The sequence below is a fragment of the Sphingomonas japonica genome (assembly GCF_006346325.1).
GTDB lineage: Bacteria > Pseudomonadota > Alphaproteobacteria > Sphingomonadales > Sphingomonadaceae > Sphingomonas > Sphingomonas japonica.
This window is the reverse complement of sequence record NZ_VDYR01000001.1, coordinates 207,837-224,115: the sequence shown is the minus strand read 5'-3', so window position 1 is coordinate 224,115 and position 16,279 is coordinate 207,837. Positions and strand designations below refer to the sequence as shown.

General features: G+C 65.3%; 29 protein-coding genes. All 29 read right to left on the bottom strand.

All coding sequences use genetic code 11. From position 1 onward, the window contains the following. Nucleotides 1-76: 76 nt before the first annotated feature. Nucleotides 77-466, bottom strand: a complete 390-nt coding sequence (gene rpsK, locus FHY50_RS01175) for a 30S ribosomal protein S11 (protein WP_140046585.1) — start codon at nucleotides 464-466, stop codon at nucleotides 77-79. Between the two features lie 92 nt (nucleotides 467-558). After that, nucleotides 559-927 (bottom strand): 30S ribosomal protein S13, encoded by a 369-nt coding sequence (gene rpsM, locus FHY50_RS01170; RefSeq protein ID WP_140046584.1) that lies wholly within the window; start codon nucleotides 925-927, stop codon nucleotides 559-561. Nucleotides 928-1,147: 220 nt separating this feature from the next. Next, nucleotides 1,148-1,804, bottom strand: coding sequence for an adenylate kinase (locus tag FHY50_RS01165; RefSeq protein WP_140046583.1), 657 nt, complete (start codon nucleotides 1,802-1,804; stop codon nucleotides 1,148-1,150). 33 nt (nucleotides 1,805-1,837) lie between these two features. Further along, nucleotides 1,838-3,211 (bottom strand): preprotein translocase subunit SecY, encoded by a 1,374-nt coding sequence (gene secY / locus FHY50_RS01160; RefSeq protein WP_140046582.1) that lies wholly within the window; start codon nucleotides 3,209-3,211, stop codon nucleotides 1,838-1,840. Between the two features lie 249 nt (nucleotides 3,212-3,460). Beyond that, nucleotides 3,461-4,015 (bottom strand): 50S ribosomal protein L15, encoded by a 555-nt coding sequence (gene rplO, locus FHY50_RS01155; protein ID WP_140230969.1) that lies wholly within the window; start codon nucleotides 4,013-4,015, stop codon nucleotides 3,461-3,463. A 93-nt stretch (nucleotides 4,016-4,108) separates the two neighbouring features. Next, nucleotides 4,109-4,285, bottom strand: coding sequence for a 50S ribosomal protein L30 (gene rpmD, locus FHY50_RS01150; protein WP_140046581.1), 177 nt, complete (start codon nucleotides 4,283-4,285; stop codon nucleotides 4,109-4,111). A 5-nt stretch (nucleotides 4,286-4,290) separates the two neighbouring features. Next, on the bottom strand, nucleotides 4,291-5,010 hold the full coding sequence (gene rpsE / locus FHY50_RS01145) for a 30S ribosomal protein S5 (RefSeq protein ID WP_140046580.1): 720 nt from the start codon (nucleotides 5,008-5,010) through the stop codon (nucleotides 4,291-4,293). A gap of 2 nt (nucleotides 5,011-5,012) precedes the next feature. Then, the gene (gene rplR, locus FHY50_RS01140) at nucleotides 5,013-5,369 is read right to left on the bottom strand and encodes a 50S ribosomal protein L18 (RefSeq protein ID WP_140046579.1); all 357 of its coding nucleotides are present in this window, start codon (nucleotides 5,367-5,369) and stop codon (nucleotides 5,013-5,015) included. Continuing rightward, complete coding sequence (gene rplF / locus FHY50_RS01135; RefSeq protein WP_140046578.1) at nucleotides 5,369-5,902, bottom strand: 50S ribosomal protein L6; 534 nt, start codon at nucleotides 5,900-5,902, stop codon at nucleotides 5,369-5,371. The genes rplR and rplF overlap by 1 nt, the downstream gene beginning before the upstream one ends. Then, complete coding sequence (gene rpsH / locus FHY50_RS01130; RefSeq protein ID WP_140046577.1) at nucleotides 5,902-6,297, bottom strand: 30S ribosomal protein S8; 396 nt, start codon at nucleotides 6,295-6,297, stop codon at nucleotides 5,902-5,904. The genes rplF and rpsH overlap by 1 nt, the downstream gene beginning before the upstream one ends. A gap of 10 nt (nucleotides 6,298-6,307) precedes the next feature. Next, nucleotides 6,308-6,613, bottom strand: a complete 306-nt coding sequence (gene rpsN, locus FHY50_RS01125; RefSeq protein ID WP_140046576.1) for a 30S ribosomal protein S14 — start codon at nucleotides 6,611-6,613, stop codon at nucleotides 6,308-6,310. A 19-nt stretch (nucleotides 6,614-6,632) separates the two neighbouring features. Then, entirely contained in the window at nucleotides 6,633-7,217 is a 585-nt protein-coding gene (gene rplE, locus FHY50_RS01120; protein ID WP_140046575.1) for a 50S ribosomal protein L5, read from the bottom strand. Further along, entirely contained in the window at nucleotides 7,210-7,527 is a 318-nt protein-coding gene (gene rplX / locus FHY50_RS01115) for a 50S ribosomal protein L24 (RefSeq protein WP_140046574.1), read from the bottom strand. The genes rplE and rplX overlap by 8 nt, the downstream gene beginning before the upstream one ends. Further along, a complete protein-coding gene (rplN, locus tag FHY50_RS01110; protein ID WP_140046573.1) occupies nucleotides 7,527-7,895 on the bottom strand; it encodes a 50S ribosomal protein L14 in 369 nt (122 codons plus the stop codon). Before rplN ends, rplX begins: the two co-directional genes overlap by 1 nt. 85 nt (nucleotides 7,896-7,980) lie before the next feature. Beyond that, on the bottom strand, nucleotides 7,981-8,253 hold the full coding sequence (gene rpsQ, locus FHY50_RS01105; protein WP_140046572.1) for a 30S ribosomal protein S17: 273 nt from the start codon (nucleotides 8,251-8,253) through the stop codon (nucleotides 7,981-7,983). Nucleotides 8,254-8,264: 11 nt separating this feature from the next. Continuing rightward, nucleotides 8,265-8,468, bottom strand: coding sequence for a 50S ribosomal protein L29 (rpmC, locus tag FHY50_RS01100; RefSeq protein WP_140046571.1), 204 nt, complete (start codon nucleotides 8,466-8,468; stop codon nucleotides 8,265-8,267). 5 nt (nucleotides 8,469-8,473) lie between these two features. Beyond that, nucleotides 8,474-8,905: a 50S ribosomal protein L16 gene (gene rplP, locus FHY50_RS01095; protein WP_140046570.1), complete on the bottom strand. Its 432-nt coding sequence runs from the start codon at nucleotides 8,903-8,905 to the stop codon at nucleotides 8,474-8,476. 3 nt (nucleotides 8,906-8,908) lie between these two features. After that, nucleotides 8,909-9,619, bottom strand: a complete 711-nt coding sequence (rpsC, locus tag FHY50_RS01090; protein WP_140046569.1) for a 30S ribosomal protein S3 — start codon at nucleotides 9,617-9,619, stop codon at nucleotides 8,909-8,911. A gap of 1 nt (nucleotide 9,620) precedes the next feature. Next, nucleotides 9,621-10,004: a 50S ribosomal protein L22 gene (gene rplV / locus FHY50_RS01085; RefSeq protein ID WP_140046568.1), complete on the bottom strand. Its 384-nt coding sequence runs from the start codon at nucleotides 10,002-10,004 to the stop codon at nucleotides 9,621-9,623. Then, the gene (gene rpsS / locus FHY50_RS01080) at nucleotides 10,004-10,279 is read right to left on the bottom strand and encodes a 30S ribosomal protein S19 (protein WP_140046567.1); all 276 of its coding nucleotides are present in this window, start codon (nucleotides 10,277-10,279) and stop codon (nucleotides 10,004-10,006) included. Before rpsS ends, rplV begins: the two co-directional genes overlap by 1 nt. 3 nt (nucleotides 10,280-10,282) lie before the next feature. Further along, a complete protein-coding gene (gene rplB, locus FHY50_RS01075; RefSeq protein ID WP_140046566.1) occupies nucleotides 10,283-11,134 on the bottom strand; it encodes a 50S ribosomal protein L2 in 852 nt (283 codons plus the stop codon). Between the two features lie 4 nt (nucleotides 11,135-11,138). After that, complete coding sequence (locus FHY50_RS01070) at nucleotides 11,139-11,453, bottom strand: 50S ribosomal protein L23 (RefSeq protein WP_140046565.1); 315 nt, start codon at nucleotides 11,451-11,453, stop codon at nucleotides 11,139-11,141. After that, on the bottom strand, nucleotides 11,446-12,078 hold the full coding sequence (gene rplD / locus FHY50_RS01065) for a 50S ribosomal protein L4 (RefSeq protein ID WP_140046564.1): 633 nt from the start codon (nucleotides 12,076-12,078) through the stop codon (nucleotides 11,446-11,448). Before rplD ends, FHY50_RS01070 begins: the two co-directional genes overlap by 8 nt. 2 nt (nucleotides 12,079-12,080) lie before the next feature. Then, the gene (gene rplC / locus FHY50_RS01060) at nucleotides 12,081-12,830 is read right to left on the bottom strand and encodes a 50S ribosomal protein L3 (RefSeq protein ID WP_140046563.1); all 750 of its coding nucleotides are present in this window, start codon (nucleotides 12,828-12,830) and stop codon (nucleotides 12,081-12,083) included. A gap of 286 nt (nucleotides 12,831-13,116) precedes the next feature. Beyond that, nucleotides 13,117-13,425 (bottom strand): 30S ribosomal protein S10, encoded by a 309-nt coding sequence (gene rpsJ, locus FHY50_RS01055; RefSeq protein ID WP_140046562.1) that lies wholly within the window; start codon nucleotides 13,423-13,425, stop codon nucleotides 13,117-13,119. A gap of 196 nt (nucleotides 13,426-13,621) precedes the next feature. Continuing rightward, nucleotides 13,622-14,104: a hypothetical protein gene (locus tag FHY50_RS01050; RefSeq protein ID WP_244935270.1), complete on the bottom strand. Its 483-nt coding sequence runs from the start codon at nucleotides 14,102-14,104 to the stop codon at nucleotides 13,622-13,624. A gap of 11 nt (nucleotides 14,105-14,115) precedes the next feature. Further along, on the bottom strand, nucleotides 14,116-15,213 hold the full coding sequence (locus FHY50_RS01045) for an alpha/beta hydrolase family protein (RefSeq protein ID WP_140046561.1): 1,098 nt from the start codon (nucleotides 15,211-15,213) through the stop codon (nucleotides 14,116-14,118). A 42-nt stretch (nucleotides 15,214-15,255) separates the two neighbouring features. After that, nucleotides 15,256-15,909 carry a hypothetical protein gene (locus FHY50_RS01040; RefSeq protein ID WP_140046560.1) on the bottom strand — a complete coding sequence of 218 codons (654 nt, stop codon included), beginning with the start codon at nucleotides 15,907-15,909 and terminating at the stop codon, nucleotides 15,256-15,258. Continuing rightward, nucleotides 15,906-16,181: a PadR family transcriptional regulator gene (locus FHY50_RS01035; protein WP_140046559.1), complete on the bottom strand. Its 276-nt coding sequence runs from the start codon at nucleotides 16,179-16,181 to the stop codon at nucleotides 15,906-15,908. Before FHY50_RS01035 ends, FHY50_RS01040 begins: the two co-directional genes overlap by 4 nt. Nucleotides 16,182-16,279 lie beyond the last annotated feature (98 nt).

The window sequence follows — 16,279 nt, the reverse complement described above, 5'->3', positions numbered from 1 at the left end:
GAGTGGGAGGCTCCCGCCGGAAATGCGTTTTGAGGCGACGCCGCAGCCGGCCCCGCCTCGACGTCCAATCGCTGGATTAGACGCGGCGGCGCTTCGACGGGCGAACGCCGTTATGCGGGATCGACGTCACGTCGCGGATCGACGTGATCTGGAATCCCACCGACTGCAGTGCGCGCAGCGCCGACTCGCGGCCCGAACCCGGACCCTTGACCTCGACCTCGAGCGTGCGGACGCCGTGCTCAGCGGCCTTCTTCCCGGCGTCCTCGGCTGCGACCTGCGCGGCATAGGGGGTCGACTTGCGCGATCCCTTGAACCCCATCATGCCCGCGGACGACCAGGAAATGGCATTGCCCTGCGCGTCGGTGATGGTGATCATCGTATTGTTGAAGCTGGCGTTCACATGCGCGACGCCTGCGGTGATGTTCTTGCGTTCGCGCCGACGAAGGCGCTGCGGTTCACGTGCCATTGGAGTATATCCTGACCTTGATATCCTGATGCGAAGACCGGGAGGCACTCAACCTCAAACCGGCCTCCCGCGGAGAAGTTCGCGCGCCGCGCTTACTTCTTCTTGCCGGCGATCGCCTTGGCCTTGCCCTTGCGAGTGCGCGCATTGGTATGCGTGCGCTGGCCACGGACCGGCAGGCCCTTGCGATGGCGCAGCCCGCGATAGCAGGCCAGGTCCATCAGCCGCTTAATGTTCATCGCGGTTTCGCGGCGAAGATCGCCCTCGACCGTGTGGGTCGCGTCGATCGTCTCGCGAATCTGCAGGACTTCCTGATCGGTCAGGTCCTGCACCCGGCGCTCGGGAACGATGCCCAGCGTGTCGGTGATCTGCTTGGCCTTGGCCGGGCCGATGCCGTGGATATACTGAAGCGCAATGACAACGCGCTTGTTGGTCGGGATGTTCACACCCGCGATACGTGCCATGAAATATTTTCTCCCAGCTCCACGAGGCACCGCATGGCAGCGAGCCCCATCTCGTAGCGTTGCTATTCCGAAACGCACGGAATCGGCGGACGCGAAATAGCGCCGCCGGAACGACCGGGGTTTCGGAAGAGCCGTCAATTAGGCTGAGACGAGGCCGCTGTCAAGCGATGCGGCCAGTGTCAACCATGATTTGTGGAACCATTTCGGCAAAGCGCATATCTCAGCGCGCGCTGCCGTCCAATATCGCCTCGATCGCCGCGGTCACCTCGCCGATATCGGCCATTCCATCGACACGCCGCACCAGCCCGCGCGCCTCGTAGACCGGCAGGATCGGCGCGGTCTTGGCGCGGTATTCGGCCATCCGGGTGCGCACGGTTTGGGCATTGTCGTCGGGACGGCGCTTGAACTCGGTCGATGCGCAGACATCGCACACCCCGGCCACTATCGGCAGCTTGAAGACGTCATGATAGCCGGCGCCGCATTTGGCGCAGGTGAAGCGCCCGGTGATCCGCTCGACCAGCGCGTCCTCGTCGACTACCAGTTCGATGACCTGATCGAGCTTGCGCCCGCGCGCCGTCAGCAACCCGTCCAGCGCCTCGGCCTGCGCCGCGGTTCGCGGATACCCGTCGAAGATCAGCCCCGGCCCGCTGCCCAGTTCGTCGAGCCGCTCACCGATGATCCCCGACACGATCGCGTCGGAAACCAGTTCGCCCGCTTCCATCACCGCCTTAGCCTGGACGCCGGTCGGCGTGCCGGCCTTCACCGCCGCGCGCAGCATGTCGCCGGTCGACAGCTGGACCATGCCGCGCTCGTCCTCGAGCCGGCTCGCCTGGGTGCCCTTGCCCGCTCCCGGCGGCCCCAAGAGAATGATGTCCACGCGCCCTCCCCCGTTCGTCGCTAACCCCGCGCCTCAGCGCGCGCGGCCGCCCTTGAGCTTCGCCTTCTTGATCAGGTCGCCATACTGATGTGCCAGCAAATGCGACTGGATCTGCGTCACCGTATCCATCGTTACGTTGACGACGATGAGAAGGCTAGTGCCGCCCAGATAGAAGGGGATCGACATCGCCGAGACGAGATATTCGGGCAACAGGCAGATCACCGTCAGATACGCCGCGCCGATCACGGTGATGCGGGTCAGCACGTAATCGAAATAGGTCTCGGTGTTCTTGCCCGGGCGGATGCCGGGGATGAACCCGCCATAGCGCTTGAGATTGTCGGCCGTCTCCTCGGGATTGAACACGACCGAGGTGTAGAAGAACGAGAAGAAGATGATGCCCAGGCCATAGAGCAGCATGTAGGTCGGCGACCCGTGCTGCAGCGTCTGGTTCATGGTGATGAGAAACTCGCTCCACCACCCGCTGCCTCCGCCCGCGGCCGCATCCTGCCCCGCGAACTGGCTGACCGTCAGCGGCATCAGCAGCAGCGACGATGCGAAGATTGGCGGGATCACGCCCGCGGTGTTGATCTTGAGCGGCAGATGGCTGCGCTCGGCCTGGACGCCGCGCGCCGTCTGGCGCTTGGGGTACTGGATCAGGATGCGGCGCTGTGCGCGCTCCATGAAGCAGATGAACAGCACCAGCGCCGCCACCGCAACCATGATCAGCACGACGTTGATCGGGTTGAGCGAGCCGGAACGCGACCCCTCGAACAGCTGCACCAGCGTCGTCGGCAGATGCGCGACGATGCCCGCCATGATGATCAGCGAGATGCCGTTGCCGATGCCGCGGCTGGTGATCTGCTCACCCAGCCACATCAGGAACATCGTCCCGCCGATCAGCGAGATCACTGCGCCGATGCGGAATACCAGCCCCGGCTCGACCACCGCTTGCGCGCCCGCCGAAGCGCCGAACGCCTCGAGCCCGACGACGATGAAATAGCCCTGCACCGCGGTCAGCCCGACCGTGCCGTAGCGCGTGTATTGATTGAGCTTCTTGCGCCCGCTCTCGCCTTCCTTCTTGATCGCCGCCAGCGTCGGGCTGAGCGAGGACGCAAGCTGCACCACGATCGACGCGGTGATGTACGGCATCACGCCCAGCGCGATGATCGACATGCGTTCGAGCGCGCCGCCCGAAAAGGTGTTGAAAAAGTCCATCACGCCGCCCTGCGTCTGCTGCGCGAGCAGATCGAGCGCGGTCGGATCGATCCCCGGCAGCGGCACATAGCTGAGCATGCGGAAGATCACGAGCGCGCCCAGCGTGAACCACAGACGCTTCTTGAGGTCGGTGGCCTTGCCGAATTTCGACAGGCTGATGCTGGTGGCGAGGTTGTCGGCTGCAGATGCCATGTGTTCGTATGTCCCGGGAATCAGATCGGGCGGAACTTTCGCCCGTGTCGGACGTGCATATAGGCGATGGCGACGGGATGTCTAACCCGGCGCTCCTCACGCCTCCACGCCGCCGGTGTCGAGCGAAGCCTAGACACGCTATCTGGCGACCCGAAGGCCTGGCATGCGCTCCGTCAGCGCTCGCCCATGTCCCTCGATCGCTCTCGGGACGAACGGAAATGGGGAGAGCATCGCTGCCCTCCCCAAACCTTACTTCTTGGCGGCAGTCTTCTTGGCGTCCTTGTCGGCGATGCGTGCCTCGCGAGCCTTGCCCTTCTTGGCCGCGGCCTTTTCGGCAGCAGGGACCACCTCGATCACCTCGACCGATCCGCCCGCCTTCTCGACCGCTTCCCGCGCGCCCTTCGACGCACCGGCGACCACGAACTTGAGCTTGGCCGAAAACTCGCCCTTGCCCAGCAGACGCACGCCATGCTTGCCGCCGCGCGTCAGGCCCGCTGCGTCGAGCGCCGCCTGATCGATCGTCGCGTCGTTGTCGAGCTTGCCCGCATCGATCGCCTTCTGGATCATGCCCAGATTGATCTCGGCATAGTCCTTGGCGAACGGATTGTTGAAGCCGCGCTTCGGGATCCGCATGTGGAGCGGCATCTGACCGCCCTCGAAGCCGTTGATCGCGACGCCCGAGCGTGCCTTGGCACCCTTTTGGCCGCGTCCGGCGGTCTTGCCCAGGCCGGAACCAATGCCGCGCCCGACGCGAACGCGCTCCTTGCGGGCGCCCTTGTTGTCACGGATGTCGTTGAGTTTCATGTCGTGCACTCGCTTTCGCTTCTGTCGCGCTAAAAATCGGAAGGGGGCCGCTTAGCCCCCTTCCGTCGTTCTGTCACCCGGGAACGTCGCGAATTACTCCGCCACGCTCACCATGTGGTGCACCTTGCGGATCATGCCGCGGACCTCGGGAGTATCCGTCAGCTCCACCGTGCGGTGCATCTTATTGAGGCCGAGCCCGATCAGCGTCGCGCGCTGGCTCGGGTCGCGGCGGATCGGCGAACCGGTCTGAGTGATCTTGATGGTCGCCATGTCGCTTACTCCACCAGTGCCGCGGCATCAGCCTCGGCGGTCTGCGATCCGCCGCGACCCAGCAGGTCGGCGATCTTCTTGCCGCGACGCTGGGCAACCGCCTTCGGGCTCGACTGGTCGCCCAGCGCCTCGAAGGTCGCGCGGACCATGTTGTAGGGGTTCGACGTGCCCGTCGACTTGGTCACCACGTCGGCAACGCCAAGGCTCTCGAACACGGCGCGCATCGGGCCGCCGGCGATGATGCCGGTGCCTGCAGGTGCGGTGCGGACATAGACGAGACCCGCGCCGAAATGGCCGGTGCCGTCATGATGCAGCGTGCGGCCTTCGCGAAGCGGGACGCGGATCATCGCCTTCTTGGCTGCCGCGGTCGCCTTGCTGATCGCCTCGGGCACTTCGCGCGCCTTGCCGTGGCCGAAACCGACCCGGCCCTTGCCGTCGCCGACGACGACCAGCGCCGCAAAGCCGAAGCGCTTGCCGCCCTTGACCGTCTTCGACACGCGATTGATGTGGACCAGCTTCTCGATCAGCTCTTCGCCGCCATCGTCGCCGCCACCGCGATTGTCGCGGCGTCCACCGCGATTGTCACGGCCACCACCGCGATTGTCGCGACCGCCGCCCGGGCCGCCGCGCCCGCGGCCGCCACGCGGACCGCGCGGAGCACCGGCATTAGAGTCCTGCGCGGGTGCCTCGGCAGGGGCTGCCGTCTGGTTGTTGTCATCCGCCATGCTCAGAACTCCAATCCGCCTTCACGCGCGGCATCCGCCAGCGCCTTGACGCGTCCATGATAGAGAAAGCCGCCGCGGTCGAACACGACCTGCGTCACGCCCGCCGCCTTCGCCTTTTCGGCGACGCGCTTGCCGACATCGGCAGCGGCTTCGGCAGTCGCGCCCGTCTTGCCGCGCACATCCTTGTCCAGCGTCGATGCGGCCGCGAGCGTCTTGCCCTCGGCATCGTCGATCACCTGCGCATAGATGTGCTGGCCCGAACGGTGGATCGACAGCCGCGCGCGGCCCGATCCCCGCGCGCGCAGCGCGGTGCGGTTGCGGCGACGCCGCTTCTCGAAGAGAGACATGCCCTTGGTCATTACTTCTTCTTCCCTTCCTTGCGGAAGATGAACTCGCCGTCGTACTTGATGCCCTTGCCCTTGTACGGCTCGGGCTTGCGCCAGCGACGGATCTCGGCCGCGACCTGACCCACCTTCTGCTTGTCGATGCCCGAAATCTCGACCGTGGTCTGGTCGGGCGTCTTGATCTCGATGCCCTCCGGCACCGCGAAGTTGACGTCGTGCGAATAGCCGAGCTGCAGCTTGAGGTTCTTGCCCTGGGCGGTCGCACGATAGCCGACGCCGGTGATCAGCAGCTTCTTGGTGAAGCCATTGGTCACGCCATCGACCAGGTTCTGGACCAGGGTGCGCTGCATGCCCCAAAAGGCACGGGCGCGCTTGGTGTCGTTGGCAGGCGTCACCGCGATGCCGCCGTCCTGAACCTCGTACTTGATGTCGTCGGCCAGCGGCATCGTCAGGGTGCCCTTGGGACCCTTGACCGAAATCTCGCCGCCCGCGACGGTCGCGGTCACGCCCGACGGGACGCTGACCGGCTTCTTGCCGATGCGGCTCATCAGAACACCTCCGCCAGCACTTCGCCGCCGACATTCTGCTCGCGCGCTTCCGCGTCGGACAGAACGCCGCGAGGCGTCGATACGATCGTGATGCCCAGGCCGTTGCGCACCGTCGGCAGGTCCTTCGACCCCGAATAGACGCGGCGGCCGGGCTTCGAGATGCGCGCGACGTGCTTGATCGCCGGCTGTCCCTCGAAATATTTCAGCTCGATGCGGATGCCGGCGGCAGGACCCATGTCCTCCTCGCTGTAACCGCGAATATATCCTTCGCGGGCGAGCACGTCGAGCACGCGGGCGCGCAGCTTCGACGCAGGCGTCAGGACAGAGTCCTTGCGCGCGCGCTGGCCGTTGCGGATGCGGGTGAGCATATCACCCAGTGGATCGGTCAAAGCCATCTTCGTACCCTTACCAGCTCGACTTCGTGACGCCGGGGATCAGGCCCTTATTGGCCAGATCACGCAGCATGACGCGCGCCAGACGGAACTTGCGATAATAACCGCGCGGACGCCCGGTCAGCTCGCAACGGTTGCGGATGCGCGTCGGATTCCCGTTGCGCGGAATTTCCGCCATCTTCAGCCGCGCGATCAAGCGGTCGGTGTCGTCGAGCGACGTGTCGTTCGCGATCGCCTTCAGCTTCGCGTACTTCGGGGCATACTTCTTGACCAGCATGCGCCGACGCTCGTTCTTGTTGATCGAACTCAGTTTCGCCATGACTTAAGTTCTTCCTTTCCTATGCCGCCTGCTTGGTTTCGTCGTTCGCCTCGATCGGGAACGGGAAACCAAAGAGACGCAGGAGCTCGCGAGCCTCTTCGTCGGTCTTCGCGGTGGTGGTGACGATGACATCCATGCCGCGCACCTTGTCGATGCGGTCATAGCTGATCTCGGGGAATACGAGCTGTTCCTTCAGGCCCATGGCGTAATTGCCACGGCCGTCGAACGACTTAGGGTTCAGCCCGCGGAAATCGCGGATGCGGGGCATCGCGATGGTGATGAGCCGGTCGAGGAACTCGTACATGCGTTCGCGGCGAAGCGTTACCTTCACGCCGATCGGCATGCCTTCGCGCAGCTTGAACTGCGCGATCGACTTCTTGGCCTTGGTGACGACGGGCTTCTGGCCGGCGATCAGCTCCATTTCCGCAGCTGCCGCCTCGACCTTCTTCTTGTCCTGCGTCGCTTCGCCAACGCCCATGTTCAGCACGATCTTGTCGATCCGCGGAACCTCGAGCGCGTTCTTGTAGCCGAACTTCTCGGTCATCGCCTTGGCGATTTCAGAGTCGTACTTGCCGCGCATCCGCGGAACATACTTATCAGCCATGGATGGCCTCCCCGGTCTTCACGGCGACACGGACCTTCTTGCCGTCGCGGGTTTCGAAACGAACGCGGGTCGGCTTGCCGTCGGCGGTCACATGCGCGACCTTCGAAGCATGCAGCGGCGCCTCGCGGCGCTCCAGCCCACCCTGCGGCTCGGCCTGGCTCGGCTTCTTGTGGCGCACGGCGATGTTGACGCCCTGCACGACGACCTTGCCGTCCTTGGGCATCGCCCGGACGACCTCACCGGTCTTGCCCTTGTCCTTACCGGACAGGACGACGACGCGGTCGCCCTTCTTGATCTTTGCGGCAGCCATCACAGCACCTCGGGAGCGAGCGAAATGATCTTCATATAGCCCTTCGAGCGCAGCTCGCGGACCACCGGGCCAAAGATGCGAGTGCCGATCGGCTCCTCGTTCTTTCCCACCAGCACCGCGGCATTGCCGTCGAAGCGGATCACCGAGCCATCGGCGCGGCGAATGTCCTTGCGCGTGCGGACGATGACGGCGCGATGCACGTCACCCTTCTTCACGCGGCCGCGCGGTGCTGCTTCCTTGACGCTGACGACGATGACGTCGCCCACGCCGGCTACGCGACGCTTCGAGCCGCCCAGCACCTTGATGCACTGCACCCGCTTCGCGCCGCTATTGTCAGCGACGTCGAGATTGGACTGCATCTGGATCATCGATCCGGTTCCTTCTCTCTTGGCCTACCGGGACACGTCCCGGGGGTTCCATCCAAATCATCCGGCTCAAATGAGCCGACGCTGCTTAGGCTTCCGCCGCGACCTCTTCGGGCGTCGCATGGGTGTTGACCCGCGCGATCACCTTCCAGGTCTTGAGCTTCGAGATGGGCGCGGTCTCCTCGATGCGCACGGTCTCGCCCTCGCGATACTCGTTGCCCTCGTCATGGGCATGATACTTCTTCGAGCGGCGGATGATCTTGCCGTAGAGCGGGTGCTTGACCTTGCGCTCCACGTTCACGACCACCGTCTTGTCGGTCTTGTCCGAGACGATCATCCCGGTCAGCACGCGCTTCGGCATGGTTTCGTCCCTTACTTTGCCGACGAGCGGCTACGCTCGCCCTGCAGTGTCTTGATGCGGGCGATGTCCTTGCGGACCCCGCGCACGCGGCTCGGCTTCTCGAGCTGGCTCGTCGCCGCCTGAAAGCGCAGGTTGAATCCCTCGCGCTTCAGATTGCCGAGCTCCTCGCCCAGCTGGTCGTCGGACTTCGCCCGAAGATCGGTTGCCTTGGTCATTGTCCTCAACCCTCCAGGTGCGACGTGTCGCCGAGACGCGCCACGACCTTGACCTTGATCGGCAGCTTCATCGCCGCCCGCTCGAACGCTTCCGCCGCCAGCGGACCGGGCACGCCGTCCAGCTCGAACAGGATGCGGCCGGGCTTCACGCGCGCCGCCCAATATTCGAGCGCACCCTTGCCCGAACCCATGCGGACTTCGGCAGGCTTCGACGACACCGGGACGTCGGGGAAGATGCGGATCCACAAGCGTCCCTGACGCTTGATGTGACGCGTGATCGCGCGGCGTGCCGCCTCGATCTGACGCGCGGTGATGCGCTCAGGCTCCATCGCCTTCAGCCCGTACGAGCCGAAGTTGAGGCTGGTACCGCCCTTGGCATCGCCATGGATGCGGCCCTTGAAGGCCTTGCGGAACTTCGTCTTCTTGGGTTGCAACATGGCTTAGTTCCTACGGTCGTCGCGTGCCGGACGCACGCCGGAGGTCTGTGCCTCCAAAGTAAGACGGTCGGTCGCCATCGGATCATGGCCCAGGATCTCGCCCTTGAAGATCCAGACCTTGACGCCGCAGACGCCGTACGCGGTGTGCGCTTCGGCCTCAGCATGGTCGATATTGGCGCGCAGCGTGTGCAGCGGCACCCGGCCTTCGCGATACCATTCCGACCGTGCGATCTCGGCACCGCCAAGACGGCCGCCGCAATTGATCCGGATGCCCTCTGCGCCCAGGCGCATCGCCGACTGCACCGCGCGCTTCATGGCGCGGCGGAACGCGATACGGCGCTCGAGCTGGTCGGCGATACCCTGCGCTACCAGGCGCGCATCGACTTCCGGCTTGCGGATCTCGACGATGTTCAGGCTCACGTCCGAAGCGGTCATCGTGCCGAGCTTCTTGCGCAGCTTCTCGATGTCCGCGCCCTTCTTGCCGATGATGACACCGGGGCGCGCGGCATAGATCGAGATGCGGCACAGCTTCGCCGGGCGCTCGATCACGACCTTCGAGATCGCCGCCTGCTTCAGCGTCTTCATGATATACTGGCGGATCTTCAGATCTTCCAGCAACAGGCGGCCATAGTCCGCGCCCTCGGCGAACCAGCGGCTGTCCCAGGTGCGGTTGATCTGCAGGCGCAGGCCGATTGGATTGCTCTTGTGACCCATATCAGGCTTCCTCTTCCTGCTGCTCGCGCACGACGATGCGCAGGCGGCTGAACGGCTTCAGGATGCGCGTCGACTTGCCGCGGCCACGCGTGTGGAAGCGCTTCATCGTGATCGACTTGCCGACCGACGCCTCGGTCACGACCAGTGCATCGACGTCGAGATTGTGGTTGTTCTCGGCATTGGCGATCGCCGATGCCAATACCTTGCGGGCATCAACGGCCATTGCCTTGCGCGAGAACGCCAGGATGTTCATCGCATCGCCGGCCGGCTTGTTGCGGATCAGCGCCGCGACCAGGTTCAGCTTCTGCGCCGAACCACGGATCTGCGTGCCGACCGACAGCGCCTCGTTATCCGCGACGCGGCGGGGGGCTTTAGGCTTGCTCATCAGCGCTTACCCTTCTTGTCGGCTGCGTGGCCGGGAAAGAAGCGCGTCGGCGCGAACTCACCGAGCTTCATGCCGACCATGTCCTCGTTGACCGACACCGGCACGAACTTGCGGCCATTATAGACGTTGAACGTCAAGCCGACGAAATCCGGCAGGATCGTCGAACGGCGCGACCAGGTCTTGATCGGCGAACGACCGCCGGCCTCCTGGGTCGCCTGCGCCTTCTTGAGAAGGCTGAGGTCCACGAACGGACCCTTCCAAACGGAACGAGCCATGGTTTAGCCCTTCTTCTTCGCGTGACGCGACCGGATGATCATCTTGTCGGTCGACTTGTTGTGACGGGTGCGCGCACCCTTCGTCGGCTTGCCCCACGGCGTGACCGGATGACGGCCGCCCGAGGTGCGGCCTTCACCACCGCCGTGCGGATGGTCGACCGGGTTCTTGGCGACGCCACGCGTCAGCGGGCGGATGCCCTTCCAACGGTTGCGACCCGCCTTGGCGAGGTTGGTGTTGGCGTTGTCGGGGTTCGACACCGCGCCCACCGTCGCCATGCAGTCGCTGCGGATATAGCGCTGCTCGCCCGAGTTCAGGCGGATCATCACCATGCCCTTGTCGCGACCGACGACCTGCACATAGGTGCCTGCCGAACGTGCGAGCTGACCGCCCTTGCCGGGCTTCATCTCGACATTGTGGACGATCGTGCCGACCGGCATCTGGCCCAGTTCCATCGCGTTGCCCGGCTTGACGTCGGTCTTCTTGCCCGCGACCACCTTGTCGCCCGGCGACAGGCGCTGCGGCGCGATGATGTAGACCTGACGCTCCTTGCCGTCCTCGCCCGCGCCATAGTTGACGAGCGCGATGAACGCGGTGCGGTTGGGATCATATTCCAGCCGCTCAACAGTGCCTTCGACGTCCCACAGGCGGCGCTTGAAATCGACGATGCGATAGCGCTGCTTGTGCCCGCCGGCGATGCCGCGCGAGGTCACGTGACCCTTGTTGTTGCGACCGCCAGTCTTGCGCTTGCCTTCGGTCAGCGCCTTGACGGGGCCGCCCTTGTGCAGCGCCGAGCGGTCGACCAGGATAAGGCCGCGCCGCGCCGGCGAAGTCGGGTTGTAATTCTTGAGCGCCATTGCCTCAGATCCCCGTCGTCACGTCGATCGAGTCGCCGTCTTTCAGCGTCACGATCGCTTTTTTCATGTCCGAGCGCCGATACGGGGCGCCTTTCCACTTCTTGGTCTTGCCCTTCTGGACCAGCGTGTTGACGTTCAGCACGCTGACGTCGAACAGCGCTTCGACCGCTGCCTTGATCTCCGGCTTGGACGCATCGCCCGCCACCTTGAACACGACTGCGTTGTGCTCCGACATCATCGTCGATTTCTCGGTGATGTGCGGCGCCAGGATCACGTCGTAATGGCGATTGTCGATCGCCTTCTTGGGAGCCTTAGCCATTGAAGCGCGCCTCCAGCTTTTCGACCGCGGCGCGCGTCAGCACCAGCGTGTCATGCTTCAGGATGTCGTAGACGTTCGCGCCGACCGCGGGCATCACGTTGATCTCGCGCAGGTTGCGCGCTGCCAGTGCGAAGCCGTTCTCGACCATGTCGCCATCGATGACGAGCGCGGTCTTGCCGAAACCCATCTTCGCCCAGTCGCCCTTGAGCGCCTTGGTCTTGGCGTCGCTCAGCTCGAGCGTGTCGAGCACCACCAGCGAACCGGCCGCGGCGTGGCTCGACAGCGCCATCTTGAGGCCCAGCGCGCGAACCTTCTTGTTCAGGCTGTTGTCGAAATCACGCAAGCGGGCACCGTGCGCCTTACCGCCGCCGATGAAGATCGGGGCGCGGCGATCGCCGTGGCGAGCGGTACCGCCGCCCTTCTGGCGACCGAACTTCTTGCCGGTGCGCGACACCTCCGACCGCTCGCGCGTCGGACGTGCGGTGCCGCGGCGATTGTGCAGCTGCCAGGTGACGACGCGGTGCAGGATGTCGGCGCGCGGCTCGACGCCGAACACGGCATCGTTCAGCTCGATATCCTTGGCCTTGGCATCGGCGCCGGACAGGCTTTGAACCTTGATCTTCACGTTCAGCCCTCCTGGCCGTCGGTAGCTTCGGGAGCGGCCGTCTCGGGCTGCTCGGCCGGAGCCTCGTTGCTGTTGGCGACCTGGCGCAGGCCGGCCGGATACGGCGCGTCGGCGTGGCGCGGCACCTTGACCGCGTCCTTGACGATCAGCCAGCCGCCCTTGCTGCCAGGGACCGAACCCTTGACGAACAACAGGCCGCGCTCGACGTCGGTCGACACGATCTCGAGATTCTGCTGGGTGCGGTTACGGTCGCCCATGTGACCGGCCATCTTCTTGTTCTTGAAGACCTTGCCCGGATCCTGGCGCTGGCCGGTCGAACCATGCGAACGATGGCTCAGCGACACACCGTGGGTCGCCCGCAGACCTCCGAAGCCCCAGCGCTTCATCGCACCGGCAAAGCCCTTGCCCTGCGTCTTGCCCGAAACGTCGACCATCTGGCCCGCGACGAAATGATCCGCGCCGATCTCGGCGCCGACATCGAGCATCGCGTCGTCGGCGACGCGGAATTCGCACAGCTGCGCCTTGAGCTCGACCTCGGCCTTGCCGAAATGTCCGCGCTGCGGCTTGGCGGTGTTTTTCGCCTTGGCCGTGCCCGCGCCGACCTGCAGCGCGACATAGCCGTCCTTGTCCATTTCGCGACGGGCAACGACCTGAACACCTTCGAGTGCAAGGACGGTGACCGGCACGTGCCGACCATCGTCGTTGAACAGGCGGGTCATCCCCATTTTCTTCGCGATCACGCCAGTGCGCATGATCCAACACTCCTCATACAGAGGCCCGCGAGGGACGATTCCCACGCGGGCGTGCTTCAACCCGTTAAACTATAGCGTGCCCCGTCCCGGGCTGGCGCCCGGCGAACCGGGCATGACGGGGGACGCGGACCCGGCACCCGAAGGCGCCGGCGGTATCCCTTGTGTCTGCGTTCGTCATGCCAGCGATGCTGGCATCTCCTCGTGGTGAGCGAAGCGCCCTCCTCAACGAGACCCCGGCTTGCGCCGGGGTGACGCGAATCCCTAGGAATTCGCGGAAGCCGCGCTATTACGCCAGCTTAATCTCAACGTCAACGCCTGCGGCCAGGTCCAGCTTCATCAGCGCATCGACCGTCTGCGGGGTCGGCTGCACGATGTCGAGCATGCGCTTGTAGGTGCGCGTCTCGAACTGCTCGCGCGACTTCTTGTCGATGTGCGGGCCGCGGTTGACGGTGAACTTGTCGATGTGCGTGGGCAGCGGGATCGGGCCACGGATGAGAGCGCCGGTGCGACGCGCGGTGTCGGCAATGTCGCCGGCCGCCTGGTCGAGCACGCGATGGTCGAACGCCTTCAGGCGAATGCGGATATTGGTGTCCATGGATCCCTACCGATGCGAAAGAGCGGAGCAGCTAGTCCAATCGTCACGCCGACAACGCCGGGCGACGGCTGAAAGGCCGCCTCTTGCTGTTCATTCAAAAACCGAAGGTGGGCCTGTATAGTCAGTCGCGGCAGGGATCAACCCCGGCGACACGATATTTCGCGCAGGTGCATGCCGATCGCCTGCCCGCCGCCTGCTACCAGCATCGCCCGGTCGGCTGGCCGAGTTCGGGCAGCAGCCGCAGCCGGCGCTTGCCCCAATAGCTCAGGTCCATCGAAAAGCGGATTTGTGCGCCCGCCCGGGTCCAGATCGCCTGATCGCCGCGATCCTCCTGTCCGGTGCGGCAGACCTGCCATCCCAACTGCTCCAACCGCTTGCTCACGGCGAACAAGGCGTCCTGATTGCCATCGTTCCACACGGTGAGCTGGTCGAAGCCGGACCGGCCGTCGCGCACGTCGACCGCTGCGCGAAACGGCCCGATGCCCATGACCATCACCGCATCCTTGCGGCAGCGAAGCGAGTCGGACGTGTCGAAGCACGGCGTGAACCCCAGCGTCTCGGCAAATGCGGGGACGCCGGTGACCGGAAGGCCGTCGAACACGCGGTTCGGCGGCGGCGGCAAAGGGGGTCCGCAGCTTGCGAGCATGCAGAGGATAATTGCCGTTGCAGCGAAGCGCATCGTCACCTCCCTCAATCCCGGGCCATGGCGGAAACCGGCGCAAGACGCCGGGCAAGCCATCCGCTCACGACGTCCAGCGTCATCGCGTCCGACACGCTCGGCCCAGAGAAGGAGTGTCGTCCAGCCAGATCGACGGAGCGCTGCTGAAATACGTGATTGACCGCGGGCAATTCGATCACCGTCGCGTCGGGATTTCCGGCGAGCGCCGCTCTCGCTGCAGGCTGGGCTATCGTCCCCAAGACGATGTCGTCTTCGGCGGCATACACCGCAAGCACACCGACGCGCAGGGCGCTCAGCGCTTCGCTTGTACCGACGCCGAACTGCGACACCACCACGGGATCGGCCAGCGTCGCTAGCGCCCCATCGGCCTGCTCGCGGTTCCAGCCCGCCTCGACCAGCGCGCCGGCGACCGCGCCTTTCAACGGCACCAAGCTGGCAGGCGCGGCATGCTGCGACATTGCGGTCATCAGCGGCGCTGCCGCCACTGCCACCCGCTGCGCCGCCGCCGCCTCCATGCCACCGCGACGCAGCACCTCCCGCATCGAATCGAGGAACATTGCGCCGCGCTTCCCCGCCGGTCCCGCGAGCGTCACCACCGCCGCAATATCGCCATCGGCCGCTGCGAGCGCGGGCGCGACCGCCCCGCCCTGGCTCATCCCTAGCACGGCGATCCGCCGCGGGTCGATCTCCGGCCGGGTACGCAGAAAGGCGACCGCGGCCGCGGCATCGCGGGTGATCGGCTCCATCCGGTCGTCGAACGACCCGAGTGACTGGCCGATGCCGCGCTTGTCATATTCGAAGCTGGCGATGCCCAACCGGGCCAGCCTGGCGACCAGGTCCGGAAAGCCGCCGCCTTCCCACGGCCCATGTCCAGGGAGGATCAGGACCACCGGAACCGGGCCGCCTTCCGTCGACACCGGCAGGCTCAGCGTACCGGCCAGCGTGACGAGGGGATCGGAGCGAAAGGTCATATCGACGCGCCGCTCCGGGATGGCGGGATGGCCGGGAATGCGATGCGCCGCGCCCGCGGGCGCCGATGTTCCCGGAAATGAAGAGGCTGAAATCAGGGCGAACGCCATCACCCCGCGAAACACGCGGCAAATCCTCATCCATATCCTCCTTGGTATCAAATCCCCTGCGGGACGCCCGATTTACCCGGCGACGACATTCGGCGGCAGCCGATCCTCCTCAACCGACTGTCGGTATCGGACTACCAGCAATCCCAGCAACAGCAGTTCCACGGTCATCCACAGCAGCGGCACGATCATGCCGACTGCGCCAAGTGCGGTGATCGCTCCCAGCAGCAACAGCGTGGTCATCACCGCCGCTCCCAGCCGGGCCGCAGCGCCGAGCCGGGCCCAGTCGCGCTCGATCAACCACCAGGCGAGCAGGCAATGTACCGCCGACAGCAACAGAACCAGCAGTACGAAGGCCGGGGCCGACAGCAGATTGCCGGCGTTGAGCAACAGCACCCTGCCCCCATGCCCCGGAAGCACCGCCGCCAGGTCGCCGCCTGCCGTCCCGACAAAGGGATAGCCGGACAGGCCACTGACAAGCAGTAGCGCCGCCGATGGCAGCAGCAAACCATATGCAAGCGCATGGCTGGTGAGTACGAAGCGACCTTCGATATGCGCGGGAAGGTCGCGGAGAGCAGCCAACAGGCAGCCCGCCGCGAACGCCAGCGGCCGGCGATCCGACAGCGCAGCATCGAACTCGCCCTGCATTGCTGCTGCCCACCCGGCGCGATGGGCCGGCATCAGGTGGAACGCGATGCTCAGCGTCGTCCGGGCGAGCTTCGCCGTCATGCCGCGGAACTCTTCGCACCGCTCGGCAACGGCGCATCGTCGCGAACGGCGCGGGCCAGGGCGATCCCCTTGGCGGTAAGGCGATAGGCATGGCGCTGCGGCCGCCCGGGCTGCGCCGCATCCTGCCACTCGGATTCGACCAGATCCTGCTCGGCCATCCGGATCAGCAGCGGATAGAGCGTTCCGGACATCAAGTCGGTCCGCTTCATGAGGTCGTACCCATGCACCCATCCCGGCGCGGCATCATGCAGCGCGGCCAACAGGCGCGACATCTGGCGGGACGGCTTGCGGCTTCGGACCATGCCCATATCCTACATATGTAGAGTTCATCGTCAAGCCGGTGCGTCGGCGCCCGGTGCGATAGCCGTTA